The sequence below is a fragment of the Sagittula sp. SSi028 genome (genome assembly GCF_048553715.1).
Taxonomy (GTDB): Bacteria; Pseudomonadota; Alphaproteobacteria; order Rhodobacterales; family Rhodobacteraceae; genus Sagittula.
The window spans coordinates 228,043-251,521 of record NZ_JBLZNC010000004.1; the positions used below are offsets into that span (position 1 = coordinate 228,043).

Annotated in this window: 21 protein-coding genes; 18 read left to right on the forward strand and 3 right to left on the reverse strand. The window is 59.3% G+C overall.

From position 1 onward, the window contains the following. Window positions 1-249 precede the first annotated feature (249 nt). The 5 genes from ACN5AZ_RS09705 (at window position 250) to ACN5AZ_RS09725 (ending at window position 6,317) form a co-directional block, all read left to right on the forward strand. Window positions 250-759, forward strand: a complete 510-nt coding sequence (locus ACN5AZ_RS09705; RefSeq protein WP_419428672.1) for a DUF6634 family protein — start codon at window positions 250-252, stop codon at window positions 757-759. Between the two features lie 330 nt (window positions 760-1,089). Beyond that, window positions 1,090-1,767, forward strand: a complete 678-nt coding sequence (locus ACN5AZ_RS09710) for a hypothetical protein (protein WP_419428673.1) — start codon at window positions 1,090-1,092, stop codon at window positions 1,765-1,767. Next, window positions 1,767-4,031 carry a hypothetical protein gene (locus ACN5AZ_RS09715; protein WP_419428674.1) on the forward strand — a complete coding sequence of 755 codons (2,265 nt, stop codon included), beginning with the start codon at window positions 1,767-1,769 and terminating at the stop codon, window positions 4,029-4,031. The genes ACN5AZ_RS09710 and ACN5AZ_RS09715 overlap by 1 nt, the downstream gene beginning before the upstream one ends. Window positions 4,032-4,278: 247 nt before the next feature. Continuing rightward, the gene (locus ACN5AZ_RS09720) at window positions 4,279-5,169 is read left to right on the forward strand and encodes a hypothetical protein (protein WP_419428675.1); all 891 of its coding nucleotides are present in this window, start codon (window positions 4,279-4,281) and stop codon (window positions 5,167-5,169) included. Window positions 5,170-5,621: 452 nt separating this feature from the next. Continuing rightward, window positions 5,622-6,317: a hypothetical protein gene (locus tag ACN5AZ_RS09725; protein ID WP_419428676.1), complete on the forward strand. Its 696-nt coding sequence runs from the start codon at window positions 5,622-5,624 to the stop codon at window positions 6,315-6,317. 265 nt (window positions 6,318-6,582) lie between these two features. Here ACN5AZ_RS09725 and ACN5AZ_RS09730 read toward each other — a convergent pair whose 3' ends face one another. Then, the gene (locus tag ACN5AZ_RS09730) at window positions 6,583-6,999 is read right to left on the reverse strand and encodes a MerR family transcriptional regulator (RefSeq protein WP_419428677.1); all 417 of its coding nucleotides are present in this window, start codon (window positions 6,997-6,999) and stop codon (window positions 6,583-6,585) included. Between the two features lie 70 nt (window positions 7,000-7,069). Between ACN5AZ_RS09730 and ACN5AZ_RS09735 the strand changes: the two genes are divergently transcribed. The 5 genes from ACN5AZ_RS09735 (at window position 7,070) to ACN5AZ_RS09755 (ending at window position 10,859) form a co-directional block, all read left to right on the forward strand. Continuing rightward, window positions 7,070-7,840, forward strand: coding sequence for a transglutaminase-like domain-containing protein (locus ACN5AZ_RS09735; RefSeq protein WP_419428678.1), 771 nt, complete (start codon window positions 7,070-7,072; stop codon window positions 7,838-7,840). Then, the gene (locus ACN5AZ_RS09740) at window positions 7,840-8,475 is read left to right on the forward strand and encodes a cation transporter (RefSeq protein WP_419428866.1); all 636 of its coding nucleotides are present in this window, start codon (window positions 7,840-7,842) and stop codon (window positions 8,473-8,475) included. Before ACN5AZ_RS09735 ends, ACN5AZ_RS09740 begins: the two co-directional genes overlap by 1 nt. Next, window positions 8,475-9,023, forward strand: a complete 549-nt coding sequence (locus tag ACN5AZ_RS09745; RefSeq protein WP_419428679.1) for a methyltransferase family protein — start codon at window positions 8,475-8,477, stop codon at window positions 9,021-9,023. The genes ACN5AZ_RS09740 and ACN5AZ_RS09745 overlap by 1 nt, the downstream gene beginning before the upstream one ends. Window positions 9,024-9,297: 274 nt before the next feature. Next, window positions 9,298-9,570, forward strand: a complete 273-nt coding sequence (locus tag ACN5AZ_RS09750; RefSeq protein ID WP_419428680.1) for a hypothetical protein — start codon at window positions 9,298-9,300, stop codon at window positions 9,568-9,570. A 344-nt stretch (window positions 9,571-9,914) separates the two neighbouring features. Next, the gene (locus ACN5AZ_RS09755; protein WP_419428681.1) at window positions 9,915-10,859 is read left to right on the forward strand and encodes a hypothetical protein; all 945 of its coding nucleotides are present in this window, start codon (window positions 9,915-9,917) and stop codon (window positions 10,857-10,859) included. A gap of 289 nt (window positions 10,860-11,148) precedes the next feature. On the opposite strand, the gene ACN5AZ_RS09760 is transcribed toward ACN5AZ_RS09755, so the two are convergent. Continuing rightward, window positions 11,149-12,087 (reverse strand): restriction endonuclease, encoded by a 939-nt coding sequence (locus ACN5AZ_RS09760; protein WP_419428682.1) that lies wholly within the window; start codon window positions 12,085-12,087, stop codon window positions 11,149-11,151. Between the two features lie 390 nt (window positions 12,088-12,477). Here ACN5AZ_RS09760 and ACN5AZ_RS09765 point away from each other — a divergent pair, with 390 nt between their 5' ends. The 3 genes from ACN5AZ_RS09765 to ACN5AZ_RS09775 all read left to right on the forward strand — a co-directional run bounded on the left by ACN5AZ_RS09765 (window position 12,478) and on the right by ACN5AZ_RS09775 (window position 16,434). Next, window positions 12,478-12,963, forward strand: coding sequence for a hypothetical protein (locus ACN5AZ_RS09765; RefSeq protein ID WP_419428683.1), 486 nt, complete (start codon window positions 12,478-12,480; stop codon window positions 12,961-12,963). Window positions 12,964-13,999: 1,036 nt separating this feature from the next. Beyond that, window positions 14,000-14,977 carry a TniB family NTP-binding protein gene (locus tag ACN5AZ_RS09770; RefSeq protein ID WP_419428684.1) on the forward strand — a complete coding sequence of 326 codons (978 nt, stop codon included), beginning with the start codon at window positions 14,000-14,002 and terminating at the stop codon, window positions 14,975-14,977. Continuing rightward, window positions 14,977-16,434, forward strand: coding sequence for a TniQ family protein (locus tag ACN5AZ_RS09775; RefSeq protein WP_419428685.1), 1,458 nt, complete (start codon window positions 14,977-14,979; stop codon window positions 16,432-16,434). Before ACN5AZ_RS09770 ends, ACN5AZ_RS09775 begins: the two co-directional genes overlap by 1 nt. A 419-nt stretch (window positions 16,435-16,853) precedes the next feature. Here ACN5AZ_RS09775 and ACN5AZ_RS09780 read toward each other — a convergent pair whose 3' ends face one another. Continuing rightward, window positions 16,854-18,092 carry an ROK family transcriptional regulator gene (locus tag ACN5AZ_RS09780; protein ID WP_419428686.1) on the reverse strand — a complete coding sequence of 413 codons (1,239 nt, stop codon included), beginning with the start codon at window positions 18,090-18,092 and terminating at the stop codon, window positions 16,854-16,856. Window positions 18,093-18,265: 173 nt separating this feature from the next. Here ACN5AZ_RS09780 and ACN5AZ_RS09785 point away from each other — a divergent pair, with 173 nt between their 5' ends. From ACN5AZ_RS09785 to ACN5AZ_RS09805, 5 genes are all read left to right on the forward strand, one after another. Further along, window positions 18,266-18,652 carry a hypothetical protein gene (locus tag ACN5AZ_RS09785; RefSeq protein WP_419428687.1) on the forward strand — a complete coding sequence of 129 codons (387 nt, stop codon included), beginning with the start codon at window positions 18,266-18,268 and terminating at the stop codon, window positions 18,650-18,652. Between the two features lie 144 nt (window positions 18,653-18,796). Beyond that, window positions 18,797-20,407 carry an alpha-D-glucose phosphate-specific phosphoglucomutase gene (locus tag ACN5AZ_RS09790; protein WP_419428688.1) on the forward strand — a complete coding sequence of 537 codons (1,611 nt, stop codon included), beginning with the start codon at window positions 18,797-18,799 and terminating at the stop codon, window positions 20,405-20,407. Between the two features lie 223 nt (window positions 20,408-20,630). Beyond that, on the forward strand, window positions 20,631-21,197 hold the full coding sequence (rimP, locus tag ACN5AZ_RS09795; protein WP_419428689.1) for a ribosome maturation factor RimP: 567 nt from the start codon (window positions 20,631-20,633) through the stop codon (window positions 21,195-21,197). Window positions 21,198-21,200: 3 nt separating this feature from the next. After that, the gene (gene nusA, locus ACN5AZ_RS09800) at window positions 21,201-22,820 is read left to right on the forward strand and encodes a transcription termination factor NusA (protein ID WP_419428690.1); all 1,620 of its coding nucleotides are present in this window, start codon (window positions 21,201-21,203) and stop codon (window positions 22,818-22,820) included. 4 nt (window positions 22,821-22,824) lie between these two features. Then, on the forward strand, window positions 22,825-23,472 hold the full coding sequence (locus ACN5AZ_RS09805) for an RNA-binding protein (RefSeq protein WP_419428691.1): 648 nt from the start codon (window positions 22,825-22,827) through the stop codon (window positions 23,470-23,472). Window positions 23,473-23,479 lie beyond the last annotated feature (7 nt).

A 23,479-nucleotide genomic window follows, 5' to 3' on the forward strand; every position in this document is an offset into this window, starting at 1 on the left:
ACAATTCTATCGACACCGATGCGAAAGCGCGGATTTTCTGCGGGCTTTCGCTATGCGGCGCCTGACGGAGCCGTCCGTCGAAATTGAGCACTGTCCTGTTTTTCGCAGCATTTCCGTTGTCGGGCCTTTAACGGCGGTCGGCCCATCACGGTCACAGGCAAGACGCCTCTCATAAAACACCGTCTCCGACACCCGGCGCAGCATAGCTGCCGTCGGACCTGTCGAGACATGCCGTGAAAGGAAATCGAAATGGCATCTGAAGAACAAGCGCGCCGCACCCTCAACCGTTTCATCACCAGCTTCAACGCGGCCCTGGCTGGGCCGCCCACCGACCCGCTGGATCCAGAGGTCGCGCATATCGAGCTTTGGGCAACCGCCGTGGTCGGGTCGAACCTGGTCCTGGCCGGTTGGACAGAGCGTCATCCGGTCTTTGGAGAGACGAAGGTCTGGACCTCGCGGTTGATCCACATCACGGATGACCAAAAATGGGCGAGGACCGCGAGTCGCTGGTACAGCCTCGGAAAACCGTTCTCGGCGGAAATGGAAGAACTCTTCCCCGGCGCCCAGGACCTTGAAGCTGCCATCTCCTCATCCCCGGACTTCGTCACGGTCCCGATGGAGGTGGCCGTCCGTGCGATGGCGGACTTCCCCAACCTGATGACGAAACTCGCCGCAGGCAGTGCCTGCAAGGATCTTGTCCCGCAGTTCGAGGAAATCGAAGCAAAGTGGCCGCCGATGGATGGAGTCGCAAGGCATTGAAATAAAATAGAAATGACCGCGCCGAAAATGCTGGCGAGAAAAAATGTGGTCTCCCGCCAAATTTTTTTCTGCGAACTTTCAGTACCTCCTCATAGCTCTGATCGTACCGGCACCGAGGGGTGCCCAACGACAGAAAGGAAGGACCACACGCCCATGACAACCGGCTGATCGCGAAATCGGCCACCGGCATTCCGCCACTGCCTGGAGAGGTTCGAACACAGGCTCAGCGCCACGACCTCGGGCATCCCAACATCACTCGCAAGCTCGGCTCCCGTCTGAATCCAGCGATTCAGGCGACGGGATCGGCTTGTCCAAAGAAACGAGAAAATCATGTTCGACGAAAACTACTTCCGCAGCCGCGCCGTCCGGAAGATCCCCAAGAGCTCCAAGCTGCACTCCGTGGGCACGCTGACGTTCATCCGCCATGACGGTAAATCGCAAGAAGTCGGCTTCGGTAGCGGGCTGGAGCACGACGCAGCCCTGTGCTGCATCTATCACCCCGAATTCCTCGACCTTGAGGAGCAGCTGGAAAGGATCATGGCGCGCAAGACCGGCACCGTAGCAACGCCGTACTGGTTCGACTACCGGCTGACCCTGGTGGGCGGGAAGCGCATTGCGCTCTCCGTCAAGTACGCGAAAAAGGCCAGCACGCTGGCCTACCAGAGAACCATGGAGGCCGTACGCGCCGTTGCCGTGCCCGAAATCGCTGATCAGGTGAACACGATCTCGGAACGCAACATCGACCCGACCCTCCTGGCCAACTGCAGGCTCTTCCATGCGGCACGTTTCCCGGAGGAGGTGCTGGATGACCGCGTCAAAAAGGCACTGACCCAGTTGGATCGTCCCATGGCAATTCATGAGGCTCTGGAGCAGGCCGGCATCGGCCCAGACGGGTTTTGGAGCGCAGTGCGCGCGATCCGCTGGGGTGATGTCGAGGTCCTGTCCCGTGGCATCATCGACGAGCATGCTGTCATCCGGCCCCTCACCGCAATCGAGGAGGCTGCATAATGCCGGTTCATGTCATCAACGAAGAAAACTTCGACATCAGCTTCCTCGAGGTCGGCTGCGTCATTCGCCAGATCTCGCGCAACGGCAAGGTCACAGAACTCCGTGACAACGGTGTCGTGGTCGACTGGGAGGAGTGGACCAACCCGGTGACCGGCAAGGTGAAAGACGCCGGACCCGAACTCTACAAGACGGAGGTGATCCACCAGGATCACCTTTACGGCCAGCTTGAGGTGATCCGCCGCCCGATGTCCTTCGTGCGCTCCCGCTCCATCACAGAGGTGCGGCGCGATGAGCGCAACCACAAGGAAACGGCGCGCATGCTCGTCCGCAAGGCTTGCGTTCTTGCCAGCGAAGAGCTGATCGCTGAGGGCCTTATGGGGACAACCCGTGCGGAGCATGAGCGCAACTCCCTGCAGCTGGTGCATCGCGCGCGCACCATCCACGCGCGCATCGCCGAAGCGGCGCTGGCGCCCAACCGCCCGCACCCGATCCTGTCCTCGTGCAGCAAAGCCCTGCACGGCTCCCAGACCGGGCTGAAGCCCTACACGTTCGACCTCAAAGGGGAGAATGCCCATTGCGCGCGTGACGAGACCAAGATGGGGGCGACAATTTACAGGTGGGCGAGCAAGCATCGGGACGAGGGCGAAGACGGCCTGTACGACAAGTTTCGCAATTGCGGCGCCAACTCCGGGCACACTGATCAGCTTCGGGACTTCGTGACGAAAGTCCTGATGGAGCTTGAGGATCAGGAACGGCAGTCACTGGCGAACCTGCATGACAGTGTCAATGCCGCACTGCTGTTCGAAAACTGCGAGCGTCTGGCGAGAGACACCAATGCAGGGCTGCTGCCACAAAGGGTCAGCAAGGAGTTCGTCCAGACGCAGCGCGTGCTTCTTGGGTACGTCAACCGTGGCATCCGCAACCGGGGCTATGATGTGGCTTACCGCGACATGCATGCGGGCGGTCTGGGGATCGTCACCTCGCGCGCCCTCGAACGGGTCGAGATCGACGAGTACACCATCGACCTGCAACTCCTGATGAAAATCAGCGGTGCGTTCGATTACCTGTCGCCTAAAGAAGCGAAGGCCATGGGTCTGGATGGCACGGCACAGCGCGTCAAGATTTCCGCCGCGATCGATGTCCACACCCGCTGCCTGCTGGCCCTGCTCGTCGTCCCGGAAGGCACCGTGAACTCCCTGGCTCTGACGCTGGAGATGGTCTACTCGGACAAGTCCGATATCTCCGACGCCATGGGATGCACTTACAAGTGGTTGGAATACGGCGCGCCCGAGCTGATCGCTGTCGATCGCGGCGCCGCCTATATCACCGACCCAGCCTACCACATCCTGAACTCGCTCGGGATCACCAACATGGGGGTCCCTGCGGGAAAACCCTGGCTGAAGCCCTTCATCGAACGGGTGTTCCGGACCATGCACGAAAAGCTGCTCGCCCGGTTCTCGGGCAGGACCTTCGGTGACGTGGTCAAGCGCGGTGAAAACGATTCCCAGGGACGAGCGACCCTGGAACTGTCCGAGTTCCTGAAGTGGATGGTGCGGTGGGCCGTCGACGACTACCACAACGACCGCCACAACGCCTTGGGAACGACGCCGCGCGAAGCCTGGCAGGAGGCGACACGGTACAAGCGCCCTCGGACCCTGACCAACAAGGAAATGCGCCAGGCCTTTGGCGAGATCGTTCAGCGCCGACTGGGATCGTCGGGCTTGGTCATCGACAACATCAAGTACCAGTCCGACAACCTGATCGACATCTGGAGAAGCGAGGGGCACCAGCTGATCGAAACCCGCCGTTGGGCCGGCAACATCGGCACCATCGATATCCGCAAGGTCAGCGACAACGGTAAGGGCAAATGGGAGACGGCTGTCGTGTGTGATCCGGATTGGCTCGAAAAGACCGCCTTCGACGTCCGGGTCTGGAACGAGGATCGCCGGAAGATCAACCCAGAGGCAGAACAGACGCGCCTTCTGGAAATCGGGCATCGTGATCAGCGGTCCAAGGAGCTGAAGGCCCAGTCCAAGCTGTTTGCGCAGCCGCGCAGCGCGACGACCGGCAAGGAACTGACCGACGAACACATCGACACCTACACCGACACGGCAGAGCGGCGGTATCAGGCGGGCGAGCATCGGGGGCTTCTCGATGATGTCGTCGAGGGTGACGAACCTCAGGTCCCCGCCCGGCCGGAACCCCAGAAGCCCTATACGCCGCCGGACGCGGGTTTCCTGGACGATGACGACGTCCTGGAATGACCTCTCGCCACACTTACAACGCCGCCCTCTGGGCGGCGTTTTTCGTCGCCTGAGTAGCTTGGTTGCGGTCGATCTCGATCAATTCCCATCTCTCGGGGATGATAACTTGCACGGTGCAAGTATTGCTATATTTTTCAATTACTTGACTCAAATAGCCTCTCGGAAATATGACGATACGACCTTGCGAATCGGGCCACACGGAAGCGCCTTGATCGCATAAGTGGCATCCGCCTCCGGACCGGGGGGAATGCAGCAAGATGAGAGGACTTACATCTTGGAAAACCACCCCAATGATATCTGGCTCACCTACTACCGAAGCCACCTCCTCAACGTGTCATCAGAGCGATACGCCTACGCGGCTGACCGGGAGGTTTGGGAAACGGCATCCCCGAAATCGCTTGAATGGCTCGATCAACTGACGATGCCAAAGAGCCGTCGGCCGGTTTCTCTGGAGCAGGTCGATACAGCGTTCGCCACAGTCCTCGAAATGAAAAAGTGGGACCGTGAAACCATCGCAGCGATCCAGCGCGTCGTCCGGAGCCACGTTGAAGAGATCGCGAAAAACGCGGAATACGAAGGCCCGGCGTTTCCAAACTTGATGTTCACCGGGGAACTGGCATGGGAGTTCGCCGACGCCTTGGCCAGCGCGCTGACGCCGGGCGATGTTCACAGGAAGGACGACCTTACCAAAGACTGGGGGCAACCTCTGGTCGACGACCTTCTCCGCGCGATGGCCGCAAGCGAATACGCCCAGATCATTGTCCTGACGGAACCGCTTAATAGAACCGCGGCAATCTACCTCGACGGCCTCTTCATTGACGTGCCGGACAAGACAGTCAGCGTTTCGCGCTGGTCCGTGCAGGTGGACATTTCGCACGTCACCTGGTTTGGCGTACTCGACGTTCCGCTGGAAGACGTTCCCGAGACCCTCCTTCCGGCATTTCACCTGTTCCGGATCGATGCGATCAGTGATGAGGAGCTGGTGGAGCACCTGGTCGGTGTCGCCGTGCAACAAACCGGCGGCGAGCACATCGATGAAATTCGACAGTACGCCGAGCAATTGCTACGGACAACAACGTCACGCGATCCCGGAGGTCTCGCCGACGTGATGCTGGCCTACGTGCGCGACGAGCTTTAGGAATCGAGGTCAAAGCGGGCCGACGCCAGCTGTCACCGATTACTGCGCTCCATCAGGGTCGCCATTAATCGGCAGTGTATGGCGCCCCTACAGAGCAGAAGTTCGCTGCGGCCACCATCAGCGGCGGCAATGCGCAGGAAGCGGACGCTGCAAAACTGTAAACTGTGGTCGCCCGTCACGAGACACCTGGCCCAATCCGGACATTGATCCAACCATGCGCCGCCGCGCCGCAGCTCCCCCGAAGCGGTCATTGGAACAGTTGCGCAGCATTTTGGCCCGTTCGATGCCGGCAATGCGGACGAAGCCGCGATCAATAATCGCTGATCCTATGTCTGATCTCATATTCTGGCTGATAGCGATCTGTGGTAAGTCCACCGGGAACGCAGTTGCCCGAGGCTAATAACACAGTGTACCTACTTAGGTTTTCCAAAGCTGAATATCACTCGGAAACATTGAACAACGAAGAACTTCGTTTCACGCCAATCGAAGCGTGGAAGAACCTTGAAGGTTTAGATCCGGCTCGAGGAGACGCATGGGAGGGCGCTGATCGTATCGACCAACCTGACAACGTCAAGCATGTGAGAATTCGATTTGGCTCCGATCCTTCCCTGGGTTGGGTAGAACACAAAATTGCGGGGCCAATTATCACTCGTAACGGCCAAACTAAGTATGCTGCAACACATGGACTTTGCTTCAACATAGTTGATCGCAGAGTGCTTTCCGAAGCTATAGCTCAACGTTCTGAAGTATTGAATTTCCATCGATTTTGTTGTGAATTTGGGCCAAGCTTGTTGGTGGTCACCAACGTTTCGAATTTTCTCGATCTGACAATCGAGGCGATTAAAAAAGCCTTTCCACACAAGATCGAATCCTCGTCACACGGACCAGTCACATATGTGGCAGATAACCATCATGGAGAATATTCCATCTATTGCAAGCCAGCCCGCTTTGATTGGCAGCGAGAGTTTCGAGTCGTGCTGAATGCGCCAAGTTCAAAAGGTTGTCCCCTCATCCTGCCAGTCCCTGGGTTGCAAAATGCATGCCAGCTTATTGGCGAGCTGGAGCCAAATGCCGAGATTGTGCAAGACGAAGGTGGAGAGCCAACGCTCTCCTTTTCAGCAAAAGAAAAATCCGCAACGACCTCCTAAGCGGCCGTTCGTGATCTTCACGGCATCGGTCAGTCTGGGCTACAAACCGTCATGCGGCGATGCGGCAACCAATGGAGCCGACTGTGGTTGAAGCCACCGATGCTTTCGGCCCAAAGCCGACCTTGGTCAAATTCACTGTTGCCGCCGCCCAGCTTCCTCATACCGGACCTTCATGCCAACGCGTAGCAAGATCCAGGATCCCAAGGTCCGCAGTGCGGACTTTGCCGACGTTTGGCTATACTATGTGAAAGTCTGCTTTACCTTTTCAGTGCTCGCGTTTGCAAAGGCTATGATCCGACAAAGAAGCCAAAACATAGCAGTCTTCGGTCACTCCGCCGCCATCGCAGCCCTTGGAAATCCGCACCAGTTCTTTCTCAAGCGCGCGGAGGCGTTTGATCTTTGTGCGCACGTCCGAGAGCTGAGCCGACGCAATATCGTTGGCCTCTGCACACGACCGGTCTGGGTGGCTCTGTAGCTCGATCAAGGCGGCAATAGCTTCAATCGAGAAGCCAAGGTCGCGGGCATGCTTGATGAAGCTCAGGCGCTCCAGCCCCGCCGCATCATACCTACGCTGATTGCCTTCCGTGCGCTCCGGTGCGTCGAGAAGCCCAGACTCTTCGTAGTAACGGATCGTTGGAACCTTGACGTTCGTGCGTCTTGAAAGCTCACCAATAGAAAACATCAAAATACCTCTTGAACCTCTAGTCACTAGAGATCGTATATGAATTGGGACGCTGAAACCAGAGTGAACCATGTCCCAGAAATATCTCGCCGAATCCCCCATACTCGATTTTCGATCCGATGCGATCCAGGCGTTGATCGCCGAGCGCGGATGGTCTTCTCTTGACCCCGTCGCGCGCATCGGCGCGGCCTATGATTTCGCCCGAAACGAAATCCTGTTTGGATACAACAGCGACGATGCTCTGCCAGCCTCCCGCGTGCTGGCGGACGGATACGGGCAGTGTAATACCAAGGGTACGCTGCTTATGGCACTGCTCAGGGCGTTGGATATCCCCTGCCGGTTTCACGGCTTCACTATCGACAAGGGCTTGCAGCGTGGCGTCGTACCGGAACTGGTCTATCCACTTGCCCCCCGGAACATCATCCACTCTTGGGTCGAAGTTTTGATAGACGGCAAGTGGATCAATCTCGAAGGCTTTATCCTCGATCAAGGCGTTCTGAGAGCGCTTCAGGAGACCTTCCCGGATCGTACGTCGCTCTGTGCCTATGGTGCGGGGACAGATTGCCTTCAAGCTCCCCTCGTCGAGTGGTCTGGCCAAAGCACATACATACAGAAGACCGGGATCAACCACGACTTCGGTATCTTTGACAGTCCGGATGACTTCTACAAGGACCACCGCCAGCTGTCCGGTTTGCGCGGGCTACTCTACCGTTTCTTTGTTCGGCACTGGATGAACCGGCGCGTAGCGCGGATCAGGCAAGGCCATGTGCCAATCATCCCCGGTGGCGCAGACAATCTTCTTCCCAAACAGGCATCGATCATTCTGAAGGAGACCGTATGATGTCAGGGTGTTGCGGACATGATGCCAAGTTCGATGGCGTATCGGACGACTACAAGCGGCGGCTGTGGATCGTCATCGCACTGAACGCGATGATGTTTGCCGTCGAGATGACGGCAGGCCAGGTCGCACAGTCGCAAGCTCTGAAAGCCGACGCGCTCGACTTCTTGGGCGATGCTCTGACCTATGGCATCTCACTTGCCGTCATCGGTGCTTCGATCCGCGCACGGACGAATGCAGCGCTCGCCAAGGGCATCAGTCTTCTTCTTATGGGCCTGTGGGTCTTCGGCTCGACAGTCTACCGGGTTTTCTATGTCGGCTTGCCGGAAGCCGAAATTATGGGCGTTGTTGGCGCACTGGCATTGGCGACAAACCTTGCGAGCGTGCTGCTGCTGGTCAATTACAAGGACGGGGATGCGAATGTGCGCTCTGTCTGGCTGTGCTCGCGAAACGACGCCATCGGCAACGTCGCTGTGATGTTTGCAGCTTTGGGCGTATGGGGCACGGCCACCGGCTGGCCTGACCTGATCGTCGCTGCGATCATGGCAAGCCTGTTTCTGTCTTCCGCTTTCCAGATCGTGCGCCAGGCGCTCGCCGAACGCCGGGAGTTCAATTCACACGGTCATGCCGAAGTCTGATGGAGGCCTTTCTTACTCTACTTGGCTTGGGGATTGCCGCGGGAACCTTGGCCGCGCTCATTTGGTCGATTGCGCGTCCATCGCAGCGGCTCTGGCCTCCGGACGAATACACGAGCAGAACGCCTTTCCTTGTCTGGCTTCCAACATCCACTTTGTTCGGCGTGCTTGTTCTGCTTGGCATTCTTGGATGGGCGACCCTGCCATTTCCAGACTGGATGCGGTACTGGATCGGGGTGCCTTTAACTCTCATCGGAAACGCAGCCGTCTGGTTTGAAGTTACGCGCTTCGGGATTGCCCAAACCGGCGGTGCCGTTGGACATCTGCGAACCGACGGACTTTATCGCTACTCCCGCAATCCACAGTATGTCGCAGATATCCTCATGATCATCGGATGGATGCTGCTGACGGCCACGCCGCTCGTCGTTCTGGTCGGAAGTACCGCGATCCTCGTGCTGTTGGCCGCACCATTCGCGGAGGAGCCTTGGCTTCGCGCCCGCTACGGCGCGGACTTCGAGGAATACGTCTCGCGCGTTCGGCGTTTTCTCTGAAGCGGTCTTTCGCCACAACGCAGAAACTTGGAAGGTATGGGCTCGAAGCAGACCTGCGGCTGCGCAGCATGTCGTAAGCCTTTCAGGCAGTCGGCGACCGTCGTTCCCGGCCCTATGCGGGCCTTCACCTGACAACTGCCGCCGCAGCGCGGCGTCACCGAAACGGCCTTCCATGCTCGCCGCAGCATTTCCAACGGACCGAGTTCGGCAGTGCGGACTTTTCCGACATCGGGACTACAACCTCATGGGTAAGTGATCGAAACGCGAGAGGTATATGCTGGGGCTCGTCGAATGCCAGGTTCATGGTCGTCAGGGTATAGGGCTGGTGTGCGAGCACATCGCCCATGCCGTTGATGGCGACAATCCAAAAGTCGGGTTCTTTCATGGAAATGAAATAGATACCGCTCGGCCCGATGCATGGTGCAGGGCATGCGAAGACAGCCTCATCGAGCTCGACGGCGATCAGGGAGATCGCTGGTTCGATAATGCTGATTTCAAGGTATTTTGTCAGTGTTGCTGGGACGAAGCCGCCGCGGTCTGTAAGTGATCTGCAGGAGAGGGATCCCAGTCAACATGCGGCGCTTTGGCGTGTCCCGTACCCAGCCGAAAGGGTCGACATGGCGCGAGCGGCCCAATGCTGACATTGACGCGCGCCTATCTGGCTGCCGCGCAGCTTCCCCGAACCAGGCGTTGGACGCATCGCGCAGCATTTCGGTCGGGCCGAGGCCGGCAGTGCGCAGGGAGGCGAACGTGCTCTCCCAGTCAAGCCGAACCTTCAAGACCTAGTTGCTAGCCCCAAAGACCATACATAAAGAAATTTTCCTCTTCCTTGCATCAACTTATGGTTGGACGCATAACAACGATATCAGAACAAAGGCTCGGAGTGGCAGCTTGGATCTCGTCGAAACCCTGCGAAATAAGATTGGCTCCCTCAGTGACGGCGACCACACATCGGGCCTAAACGCTACTTTGGGTCATATTGAGGTTGCTTTTCGCCATTTGGCGCGAGGGCAAAGCGACGGAGATGAGACAGCATTTACGGATGCAATCTATCGTACCAACCAGGCTTTTGAAGGGGCGATTAAAGAGGCATACCGCGTCTTAACGGGGAAAGACCCTCGACGGAAAACCCCGCACAATATCGAAGAGTATCTCGAAGGAAATGGAACCTTTCGTGACAGGGTGCTAAGCCAGTTTAGAAATTATCGAACTGAATGGCGCAACCCCTCGACCCACGACTACAAGCTGTACTTTGACGAAAGTGAGGCATTTTTAGCGATTGTATCCGTTTCAGCTTTTGCTTGTTTGCTATCAGACCAGATCGCCGCAAAGATTGCATTTGACGCGAGCAAAACCGCGCTTGATAACTCCGTTTGTGCTCCCTCGAGCGGTCAGGGGGATACAACGCTAATTAATCAAATCTCAAAATTTGTGCAGAATTTCGGCTCAACTTTCACTCGGAACAAAGTTCATGGTCCTATGAGCGAAGGGGAGATGATTGGGTCACTGCATGGAGCGATTGCTTCCGCATTGCCCGAAGTCGAAGTTTCTTTGGAGAGTCGGCTGTCCCCCGAAAGTCAATATCGCGCGGACATGATACTAAAACGGGGCGATGAACGGGTGCTTTTGGAAATGAAGCGCTTCTCGCGTCATGGAGGGTTGGTGGTGGCTCGAGAGCAAGTCGAAATGTACTTGGAAGAATCCGGAATAAATCAGGCATTGCTTATATTCATGCCAGAAGCTCCTGAGGAAATTGAGATCACTGAATACAACCCAGCCGAAAGAAATTCTCAAATAAAAATACTCTTGCCCAAGAGTGTGATTAGGCATGGCTAGCTCGAAGACTATTTGGGCAGATAGCGGACTTGCGGTAATCCAGCAACAGGAGCCCAATTTCGCCTGAGGCTGACGCCGATCTTGGCCCTCTGCGGCCCTTAATCGGATGGGCTGTCGGTGCGACCGAGCTTCCCTGAAGTAGACGCTGGAATTCGCCCCGGACTTATGCAGCATTCCCACTGCCCAATTTTCTTGGACCTTCTGATGTTGCAAAAGCCAAGAGTTGTGCGCCACAAGTGGGGTCATTGGCTGCGTTAAGCCAATTTCCTTAGACTATTCGTGTGGGCAATTATGGCACTAGACTGTCAACGGGCATAAAGACGTCTCCGGTTTCAGCGGCATGCCTGACTTTGAGTGAAATCGCCCGGTCTATCGCGATGCCAAGCCTAAGCGCCTCATGAATATCGCGCCCGTCCATGCAGACCAGGCGGCGACCACGACCAAACCCTTGCAGGCCCACTTCAGTGAACCCTCCAAAGCTGACAAAAAGGCCACGGGCCCAAGATGCTTTCTGATCAAGTTTCGAATGAAATGCACCAAGCTCACCAATGCCGACCTTCTTATTCAGCCATTTTGCTTCTAGAAGATATGTCTCGCCTTCGAGCTCAAAACTACCATCAATCTGCTCTCCTACATTTTTGAATGGCTCCCGAGCGGATAGCCGAAATGCATTGAATAGGTCCTTGAGAAACTTCTCGAATTCATATCCGCGAGTATGTGGCTCAAGGTCTCGTATCGAAATTAGACGACTTCTAAAGCGATCAAATTCAATCTCTTCTACCTTGGGAGCTCCGACGACATTCACCGGCGTCGTGACCGTGCCGCCTTCCAATTTTGTGATCAGTGCCGAGAACTGCCCTGATGCGCGTGGAAACGGGTCGGGCGCGTTAGTAGGGCGGATTGCCTCCCTATGTTCCCACAGGGCACGCAGCGCACGCGCGGCAGTCCCATCGTCCACTTTGCCTAAAAAGCACTCAAGCCTTTTGCCCTTTGAGGTGCCGTTGGTGGCGTAGATGGGTGCATCGATATCAATATCGAGCTCACGAACGAAAAAATCTGCAAACGTCCTGTTGGAAAAATCCAAGACATAGCCTTTCGATTCGCCGCGCAATATTTGTTCAATCAGGCTTAAATCAAAAGAGCGCAAGCTACTCATAGAAAATTGTTCCTCTCTGTGCAGCGCCGACGAAGAAAAAATTCGAACGCCTTCTCGAATGGACTTCAGCATAGTTCCGCAGGTTAGCCAAGGCCAAGTCCAGAAGACCGCGCTTTGGAGTTCACACCCATTGCCAATCAGCAAGTGGTAGGCGCATACGTCCATCTATGTGAAGTCGCGTTGTTTCCATCGTCTGCTTCGCCCGACGCAAGGGTTGTCTGGTGGGTCAGCAGCCAATGTCAGATTTCCGCCCTTCCTGTAGGCAGGGCCACCGGATGCAAAAGCAGAACGAATGTCGTGATTAGGCTGGGTGCGGACCTTCGTCAGATCTGGGACGAACGTCCGGTCTTATGCACTTACCAGCAACCGTAGGCTGCAACGGCGCCCTGCAGCATGGCGCATACTCGAGTTCTTCGCCTGAACCTTGACGCGGCTTTCCATCGTTGAGGCAATAAGCCAAGATTGGAGCAGGCCGAAGACGGGCGAGGTTTCATCGCGACGCCCAAAGAATTCCAGGGAAAGGCATCTAATCGCATGAGCCTTTGTATCTGCCCGTTGGACAACGCCATGGGCTTCGATCCTGCACATTTCGAAGACCACCCGAACCCGGTCCGGCATGTCCTGATTGTCGAGACGATCTCGCCGTCGCAGGGGCTCTTCATGAACGCGATGCGCAAGGCCTTTGGTTCCGGTGCGACGTTCCACTACGAGGTTATCGACGATCTAGGCATCGTCGATGGCAGACTCGTCCATGTCCCCGCCGAACCGATATCTCCTGAAATGCTGATCAGGCGCGGATTGGACAGGGTAAAGGCTGCCGGAGCGAAAAGTGTGGCTTTCCTGCATTCCGGTCAAGCCGCCGCGGAAATTGATGAGTTGCTAACCCGGGCGCAGATCGATGGCCTCGAAGTCGTCGTGGCGGATTGGTCAGACATCGCGACCATGTGAGAGCGCGCGGTTGCCACCTGATCACCCCCTCAGGCGTCAGGAGACTACGCCTTCGTGATGGCCGGGGTCTGATCCGAGTTGTCGTCCGTCATCACGTCATCTCAGCTGATCATCCCTATCGTCCGGCCCCGTGCAGGTCGTGAAGTTCAGATGTTCACGACATCCGCGAAGCCCGGGACGCAAGCCGGATGCCTTAACCCACCGTTTCCGGACATTTCTTCAGCCTAAACACGCAAACCTGGACATTTTGCCCCGTGTGCGCGCCGTTAAACCCTCGCCTCCTGACATTACCCTCGGTGCCTTCCGGCGCCGACTTCGATCCAAGTCAGGTCCCCATGATCGTCGCCGTCAAGAGCCGACGCATGATTCCGTGCTCTCACGAGGCGTCGCTGCCGACGTCGATCTTCCTCGGTGCTAGTGCCCTCCTAACGCGGTAGAAAATCCAGACAAGTCTACCTTCCGTGATGCGAAGGTGCGGTTTCGACAGCGCGCCGCGCCTTTCGCTGCCTGACAAAGCCGGCTCTCGAGTTTCAGGACTGCAGGGCTTTTCGCAGCGAGATCGTCGTTGCGCGGGCGAACTCGGCCCGCCATGAATAAGGGAACACCAGCACCTATCCGACTGTCCGGAACGGGCCGCTTACGCGGCGCCGACCGCGGACCTGCGGCCAGAATTTCGCACGGATGCATCACGAAAAGCGGCTGCAACGCCCGTCGGGCGCAGGAATATCTTTATGATTACAATGACTTGTAAAAAAGTTGAAGAACCTCCCCTGAAAACGCTGCTCCTTTTCACGACCTGCTCATACTTGAGTCGTGTCAGCAGAAACATGGACTGACGGAAGCAACGCGGGAGCACGAAACGCATGGACAGGAAGACCGAACCCATCCTGAGCTGATCAGGGCCGGAGGAACCGCATCGCGGTCCTCTGATCGTGCCCCCGCAAACCACGACACTCACCGAAATCCCACCTAGCCCTCCTGCGGAAGCCCGCCAGGAGCCGGTGGCCCCTTGTCTCGAACGAAGAAGGAACTGCACATGTTTGAATTCCATGACCCCGCCCTCACCCCGGAAAGCTCCGTCGCCGAGAAGTGCGCTTGGCTGACCAACCGCTACATCAAGCTCGACCGCGATGTCGCCTTGGAGGAGCAGATCGCAGGGCTCTTCAAGATGGGTGACGATGACGCCCGCACGGCCGAGCCGATGATCGATTCCCTGACCGGCGAGACCCGCGGCATGATGGTTGTCGGCAACTCCGGCAGCGGAAAATCGGCCCTGCTCCGGCGCACCCTGCGTTCGAGCGGCGTCCTGTCGATCGCGGGACGGGAAACCGAGGGCAATACGCTCTACCTCACGGTTCCGCCCGAGGCGACCATCAAGGCTCTCGCAACCAGCATCGCCGAAGCGACGGGATATCCGAAGGTGAGCTCCCGCGCGAAATCCTATGAGACCTGGAGCATCGCGCGTCATCGGCTCGGCGAACGCGGGATCGGTCTTCTGGTCATCGACGAGGCGCATCACCTGATGCGGCGTGGCTCCGGCAAGGATGTCGAGGGCGCGATCCAGACGATGAAGAGCTTGCTTCAGGGCGAGCATCCCGTGGCAGTCATCATCGCCGGGGTCCAGAAGCTCCCGGACGCAATCATGGAGGATCCGGAAACGGATAGCCGCTTCCCGAAGTTCGAGCTCCCTCGGTTGCTCGAGGGCAGCAAGGACGCCGCGAGCTTCGCGCGCGGTATCCAGACGTGCGCACGCGCGCTCGGCCTGCAAATGCCGGAAGACGGCACGCTGACCGACCGGATCCTCTTCGCCGAGGCCGGGTCGATGGGGCGCAGCGTCAGGCTGGCCAAGAACATTATGATGAACGTGCTCATGGACGGGCGCAGTCAGATCCGGCTTCAGGACGCCCACCGGGCCTTTGCGATGCGCTACGGCAGCTTCCCGCAGTCGCCTTTCGACGCCTACGAGTGGCTCGCCCTGCGGCAGGACCTGATCGATGGCGGGTGGTCGCGCTGATGGCTCTCTATCCCCACATCGCCATCGATCCGCGCGAGACCGTGCTGTCCTACGCTGCGCGGCTTGCCGTCATTCACACCGGCATGGGCATCGACCGCCTGCTGCCCGACCTCGGCCTGCGGATCGAGGACCTGGTCCTCGGCAAGCTGGATGCGCTTGATGTGTTCGCAGGGGGCGTCGGCGTGCCGGTTACCGACCTCATCCCCTCCAACCTGCAAGCCTTCGGCAAGGACGCGATCTTCCGCGGCGAGGCCTGTCAGTGGAGCTTTATCGCCCGCAACGCCGACAAGTATTGCCCGGTCTGCCTGGCCGAGGATGGCGGGCCGCGGGACTGGAAGCAGCGGCTGATCTGGTGCTTCGCTCCGGTGCAGCGCTGCGCGTGCCATGGCGTCTGGCTCGAGCGGCTTCCCGCGTCAACCCGGACCCTTCAGGAAGCACTCGGGACGACCGATGATTTCGACGTCCCGCGTCCGACCGGGACGCCCACGCCTGGCTACCTGTCGTGGCTGCAGGGCCGGCTCGAGGGCACCGTCGAGGATGATCCCTGGCTCGCGGGTCAGGGGCTTCAGCAAATCCTGGACGCGGCTCTGATGCTCGGCGTCGTCATGGCAGAAGGCCACAAGGTCGCGCCCAAGACCCTGCCGCCGGAGCGTTCCGAGGCAGCGGTCGAGACGGGGTTCCAGATCTACGCGCAGGGGCCGAAGGCCGTCACCAAGGCGCTGGACCTGATCCGGGAAACCTCTCCAGCCCAAGCCGCGCAGGCGGGGCCGTTAGCCAAATACGGCAAGCTCTACGACTGGCTCGACCGGCAGTGCAACGGACGCGATCCCGGCCCGATCCGCGACCTGCTGCGAGAGCACATCATCGAACACGATGTTCTCGATGTCGGCGCCAAGATCCTTGGGCATGAGATCGAATTCCGCCGGTTCCACAGCGTTCAGAGCCTCGGCGACACCCTCGGCCGGAAATCCATCCAGATGGCGCGCATCCTGAAAAAGCTGGGCCGTATTCCGGCGGATACCACCGCCGAGGAGTGGAACCGTATTCGGTTCGACGCCACCGAAATCTCGGCACTGGTCGCGGATTTCGAGACCGCGATCCCGCTGGAGGATCTGGCCGACTATATCGGGGCGAGCTTTTCTCAGGCACGGACGCTGTATTCCGAGGGCATCGTGAAGCCGTTGATCCCGGCGGATAAGCCCGGGGCAGTTCGCAACGTGGTATTCGCGCGCAGGACCCTTGACGCGTTCCTTGCCCGGATCGCCGCCCTCCCCCTGGCCGAAGGGAAAGACCTGCATCCGATCAGCTACGTCTGCCAGCGCAAGGCCGGGACAACGGCCGAAATCGTGAAAGCCGTCTTGGCCAGCGAGCTGCCCGCCTTCCGGAATCCTAAGTCAACCGGGTTGGCATCGGTGGTCATGCCGGTAGATGAAGTTCTGGCGATCCGCGCCGCGTAAAGTCGTCCCGATTCCGTAATTCTGCCAAGGGTCCGCACTGCGGACCCTTTGTCGTTTTCAGATTGTGGCGAGGCCTGGGTTCGGGACAAACTTCCCCCGGTTTTGGGACGATCTTCACCTCGTTAGATTTGAGACGTTTGCAGGGCATTGATTTCATTGGGTGAATCAGGGTGAATCCGGCGGACGGGACAAACTTTTCCAAGTTCTTCACTGTTTGAAGAAGACGGTCAAGTTCGTCCCGAATCCGGGTAAGTTTGTCCCAAAGCCTGTATATAGGGGTGCCGAAAGGCGCCCCAATTTCAATCGCATTGGCTAATATGGATGAAGGCCGCCATAGGCCGCCGTTTTTTGCTGCGCGTTCTGGACTGCGCTGGACCTTGCGCGACCACGCCGCTGCGGATGAGTTATTTTTTCAACTATCAGCCAAGATCTCCTGTCGGTTTCGCCGATTGCGCGGCACTGCGGTCTACGAGAAAACGGTCCGACAGCGGCAGGCTCGCGGCGCCAAGTGCGGGGGCCTGTGGTCCAACCGTACCGGGGCGGATCTGGGGGCTGGTGATGCCGGCGAGCGGGTGGCGCTTTATGCGGTCGGTAACCTCTTGCACCAATCGGGTGCGCACCTGCTGTGCCATTTGCCCGTCAATCAGCACCGTATCAAAGTCGATGACACAACAGGTCATCGTGATGGCGCGGGCGATCCCCTCGGCGGCTCCGTCGATCCAGTCGTCCAGAATGTCAGGCGAAATATCCCAGTCTTCTGGCTGATCCCATGGCAGGCCTCCCTGTCCCCCGGCATCACGCCTCATCCTGTCCAGTGTCGCAAGGGACGCGACATCGACCAATTGCATCGATGCGCCCACCGGCAAGGACCCCAGCGCGGCAGCATTGCCCGAAAGGCCGGTATAGAGCGCATCGTCCAGAACCATACCGGCACCGATAAAGAACCCGATGAAGATATACAGGAAATCACGCGGGCGGGTCTGATCGCCAAACACCAGTTCCGCCCCGCACGCCGCCGAGGCATCGTTGCGCAGATATACGGGCATGTCCCAATGGGCGGCCAGTTCGGCGTCAATCTCGCGGTGGGCCCAATCGGCCATCTTTTCGGGGGCCACGCCCAGCGGTTCGGCCCAGTCCTGCAGCTGGAACGGGATCGCAATACCCAGACCCGCCACGCGCGCCCGTTGCCCGCGGTCCAGCCCATCAAGGACGTCTGTGATGGCATCATTGGCAAAGGCGATGACCCCGTCTGGTGTGGGGTAGTCGTAGCGCGCCTGTCTGCGCTGGATCACAGCGCCGGTGAAATCTGTCAGGCACAGGGCGATGCTGCGCCGTTCCACATGCAGACCCAGAAAATAGGCGCCTTGCGGGTTCAGCCCCAAAGGCACCGACGGCTGCCCCACCTTTCCGCGCACTGGCGCCCCCTTGATCAGCAGGCCTTCGGCCTCCAGCGCGCGCATGATGACAGAGATCGTTTGCGCGGACAGCCCCGTCATGCGCGAGATCTCTGCCTTGGCGAGCGGCCCATGTTGCCGGATCAGCGTCAGAACCAGCCGTTCATTATGGGCGCGCATGCCGGACTGGTTCGAGCCGCGCGTGTGCTCTGCCGATGTCGCTGTGGGGCGTCCGTCGTGTCCCGCCAAAAATCTGGAGGTCATAGGCCATACTCCGCACCGAGGATGTGATACCCTACGATCACCGCCAAGTGCCCTTGGGTCAATATAAAACATCGGGCAATTTCAATATGATGATGCTTTGTCAGGCCCGAACCCCTCGCAAGCTGACCCAAGGCTGGCTATAGGGAAACCTGTACGGGCAGGGAGCGGACAGGATGGAAGCAGGAAGCTGGGAGCTGTGGGCGCAGGGGGATCTTGCGCTGGTGCTAGACGTCGATCCACATGTGGCTTTTGCCTATCTGCTGCGCAACGGGGCGATGCTGTCATCGGTCTGGTTGTGCAATCTGCCCGGCCCATTGCCCGACACCGACGATGAGGACGCGCTGCCGGTCGTGGCCGCAGCCTTTGTGCTGCCCGGCCAGACCCCGCCGCGCAGTCTCGACGATCTGGATGTCAGCGCGACTGCGAACCGCTGGACAATTCGCTGGCCCGCGGGACGCGCGGTGCTGTCGCGCGACAGCGCTTTGGGCTGGTCGAGCGGTATACGCAGCGATGCGCCATTCGCCCACCCGCTGCGCGATCTGCCGCCGATCCCGCAGTGACAGCCGCCACCTGTTCACTGGTCACGCGCAGGCCAAGGTCTAGCTCAACCGCGACGCGCCACCCGATAGCGGCTGGAACAATGCGGCAGAGTGCTGGATAGTCGCGCAAAAGACCCGGCCTGAAAAACCAAAGGAATTTGATTCATGGATATTGTCACCCACCAGATTTCCCCGTTTGACGGACAAAAGCCGGGCACCTCTGGCCTGCGCAAGAAAACCCGAACCTTTATGGAGCAGGGCTACCTCGAAGCGTTCGTGCAATCGACCTTCAACGCGATCGAAGGCTGCACCGGCAAGACCTTTGTCATCGGCGGGGATGGCCGCTATTTCAACGCCGAGGCGATCCAGACCATTTTGCGCATGGCCGCTGCCAATGGCGCCGCGCGCTGCATTGTCGGCCAGAATGGCCTGCTGTCCACGCCCGCAGCCTCGAACCTGATCCGCAAACGTCAGGCAGACGGTGGCCTGATCCTGTCGGCCAGCCACAATCCCGGCGGCATCGACGCGGACTTCGGCATCAAATACAACATCGCAAACGGTGGCCCTGCCCCCGAACAGATCACCGCGGCCATTCATGCCCAGACCAAGACCATCACCGGCTACAAAACGCTGGATGCGGCTGATCTGGACCTGTCAGAACCTCTGAAGACAGAGCTCGGCACCATGGTGGTCGAGGTCGTCGATCCCGTTAGCGATTATGCCAGCCTGATGGAAAGCCTGTTCGATTTCCCAGCCATTCGCGACCTACTGGCCGGCGGCTTCGCGATCAAATTCGACGCTATGCATGCGGTGACCGGCCCCTATGCGCGCGAAATCCTCGAAAACCGGCTGGGCGCTCCGGCAGGAACGGTGCTCAACGGCACGCCGTCGGTTGATTTCGGCAAGGGCCACCCGGACCCCAACCCGATCTGGGCAAAGCCCCTGGTCGACATGGTCATGTCTGACAATGGCCCTGATTTTGCGGCGGCCTCGGATGGGGACGGGGATCGCAACATGATCCTTGGCAAAGGGGTCTATGTCACCCCGTCCGACAGCCTCGCCGTGCTGGCCGCCAATGCCCATCTCGCGCCGGGCTACAGCCGCGGCCTTGCAGGTGTTGCGCGCTCCATGCCGACCTCACGCGCGGCAGACCGCGTTGCCGAAAAGCTCGGCATCAATGCCTTCGAGACGCCGACAGGCTGGAAATTCTTCGGCAATCTTCTGGATGCGGGCCGCGCCACGATCTGCGGCGAGGAAAGCGCCGGCACCGGCTCGGATCACGTGCGCGAAAAGGATGGCCTCTGGGCGGTTCTGCTCTGGCTGAACATCCTTGCCGCCCGCCGCATGTCCGTTGCGGACATTATGCGCGACCACTGGCAGACCTACGGGCGTGACTACTATTCCCGCCACGACTACGAGGCCGTGGACAAAACCGTGGCCGAAACCATCATGGCCGATCTCGCCGCCATCACGGCGCTCCCCGACGGCATCGAAAAAATCGACAGCTTCGCCTACACGGACCCCGTCGACAACAGCCGCTCGGAAAATCAGGGCATGCGGGTCTTCTTCACATCCGGTGCCCGCGCCGTGATGCGTCTCTCCGGCACGGGGACCGAAGGCGCCACAATCCGGCTCTACCTGGAACAATACGAACCCGCCGACGGCCAGCTTGACCGCGAACCGCAACAGGCGCTCGCCCCCTTGATCGCGGCCATCGATGATCTGACCGATCTCAAGACCCGCACAGGCCGCGCAGGGCCCGACGTCATCACCTGAGCCGCGCGCTTTTTCTTGGGCAAAATACCTCGGGGGAGACCCCGCAGGGGGCGGGGGCAGCGCCCCCTCCCACGGGGCTGGGGGCGAATCCTCTTGCCATTCGCCCAAGCCTCGCTTATATCGCCCTCAACAGCGAGGTGCTGGGGCCGCAGGGTCCAGCCCCACCGATAGTTTTAGCGGGCCGCTGGCCCGCTTTTTTGTTTCTGCGCCCGAAAGGCCCGACATGAACCAGATGATCGCCAAAACAGGCATGGACAAGCGCATCGCCGAGATCGTGGCTCCGGTGATCGAAGACATGGGATTCGAGCTGATCCGCCTGCGTCTGCAGGGCGGGGAGACACCCCTGTTGCAGATCATGGCGGAACGCCCCGGCGGCGGGATCCACGTCGATGAATGCGCCGAGATCTCCACCGCCGTGTCTGCCGTGCTCGACGTCGAAGACCCTATTTCCGACCAGTACACCCTCGAGGTGGGCAGCCCCGGCATCGACCGTCCGCTCACCCGTCTCAAGGATTTCGACACCTACGAAGGCTATGAGGCCAAGATCGAGACCGCCGAGATGATCGACGGGCGCAAACGCTTTCGCGGTGTGCTCGCCGGTGTGGAAAACGGCGAGGTGCTGATCAACCTCGACGAGGGGACCATCGGTCTGCAATTCGACTGGCTGGCCGACGCCAAGCTGGTCATGACCGACGAACTGGTCCGAGAAATGCTCAAGGCCCGCAAGGCCAGCGCTATTGACGAAACCAAATACGACGACATCGAGGCCGAGGGGCCCGAGGAGGAGTAAGAGATGGCAATCACATCCGCCAACCAGTTGGAGCTCCTGCAGACGGCCGAAGCCGTCGCGCGCGAGAAGATGATCGACCCGGGTCTGGTCGTGGAGGCGATGGAAGAATCGCTCGCCCGCGCGGCCAAATCCCGCTACGGCGCAGAGATGGACATTCGCGTCTCGATCGACCGCAAGACCGGTCGCGCGACCTTCACCCGGGTGCGCACCGTGGTCGAGGAAGAAGAGCTCGAAAACTATCAGGCGGAAATGACCGTCCAGCAGGCTAAGCAATACATGGCCGACCCGCAGATCGGCGACACCTACGTCGAAGAGGTCCCGCCGGTGGAGCTGGGCCGGATCGCGGCGCAGTCGGCCAAGCAGGTCATCCTGCAAAAGGTCCGCGAAGCAGAACGTGACCGCCAGTACGACGAATTCAAGGATCGCGCCGGCACCATCATCAATGGTCTGGTCAAGCGCGAGGAATACGGCAACGTCATCGTCGACGTGGGCCGTGGCGAAGGCATCCTGCGCCGCAACGAAAAGATCGGCCGCGAGGCGTATCGCCCCGGTGACCGCATCCGCTGCTACATCAAGGACGTGCGCCGCGAGACCCGTGGCCCGCAGATCTTCTTGTCGCGCACCGACCCGCAGTTCATGGCAGAGCTGTTCAAGATGGAAGTGCCGGAAATCTATGACGGCATCATCGAGATCAAGGCCGTGGCCCGTGACCCCGGTTCGCGCGCAAAGATCGGCGTGATCTCTTATGACGGCGGCATCGACCCTGTCGGCGCCTGTGTCGGTATGCGCGGCTCGCGCGTGCAGGCCGTGGTCAACGAACTGCAGGGTGAAAAGATCGACATCATCCCGTGGAACGAGGACATGCCGACCTTCCTTGTGAACGCGCTGCAACCGGCCGAAGTGTCCAAGGTGGTTCTGGACGAAGACGCCGAACGCATCGAAGTCGTGGTGCCCGACGAACAGCTGTCGCTGGCCATCGGCCGTCGCGGCCAGAACGTGCGACTGGCGTCGCAGCTGACCGGTCTCGACATCGACATCATGACCGAGGAAGAAGAATCCAAGCGTCGTCAGGCCGAATTCGAAGAGCGCACCAAGCTGTTCATGGACACGCTGGATCTTGACGAATTCTTTGCCCAGCTTCTGGTGTCGGAAGGCTTTACCAACCTCGAAGAGGTGGCCTACGTCGAAGTGGACGAACTGCTGGTCATTGATGGTGTTGACGACAGCACCGCCGAAGAGCTTCAGACCCGTGCCCGCGAATACCTCGAAGAGCAGGCGCGCAAGGCGCTGGCCCGCGCGCAGGAACTGGGTGTCGACGAAAGCCTGATCAACTTCGAAGGCCTGACCCCGCAGATGGTCGAAGCTCTGGCAGAGGACGGTGTTCTCTCGCTTGAGGATTTCGCAACCTGCGCGGACTGGGAACTGGCCGGTGGCTGGACCACCGTTGACGGCCAGCGCCAGAAGGACGACGGCCTGCTGGAGAAATTCGGCATCGATCTGGCCGAAGCGCAAAACATGGTGATGACCGCCCGCGTTCTGCTGGGCTGGGTTGACCCCGATGATCTGGTGACCGAGGCCGAGGAAGACGACGCCGAAGCCCAGACCGAAGAAGCCGAGGAGTAAGCGATTGACCCGAGGGGGCCGCGACCATACCCGCGAGGACGGGCCGGAACGGAAGTGCCTCGCCACCGGCGAGGTACAACCCAAAACCGGCCTGATCCGTTTTGTCGTTGGGCCCGAGGGACAAATCGTTCCTGATCTGGCTGGAAAACTGCCGGGAAGAGGCCTATATGTCTCTTCCGAACGGACTGCGCTTGACAAGGCGGCAAAGAAAAACCTCTTTGCGCGTGGGGCAAAGCAGCCGGTTCAGGTCCCCGAGGGGCTATCGGATCTTCTGGAACAGATGTTGGCCAAACGGGTGATCGAACTGATCTCTCTGGCTCGGAAGTCCGGCGAGGCGGTTGCGGGGTATGAAAAAGTCAAAGGCTGGCTCCAGACGGAGGAGGCCACTGTCCTTATTCAGGCCGAAGACGGTTCTGGCCGGGGCAAGACGAAACTCAGCACGCCGTATGGCGGGCGATATATCGGTTGGCTGACGGCCGATGAATTGGGATCGGCCTTTGGTCGACAAACAGTGATACACGCTGCGCTTGGCACTGGCGGACTCGTTCCGCGTATTGTAGAGGATGCCATGCGTTTGAAGGGACTCCGAGGTCCGTCGCAACCGGCGACGACATCGGGTGATCGCGGCGGCAAGATCCGCCGGAAAGGATGAAGACGTT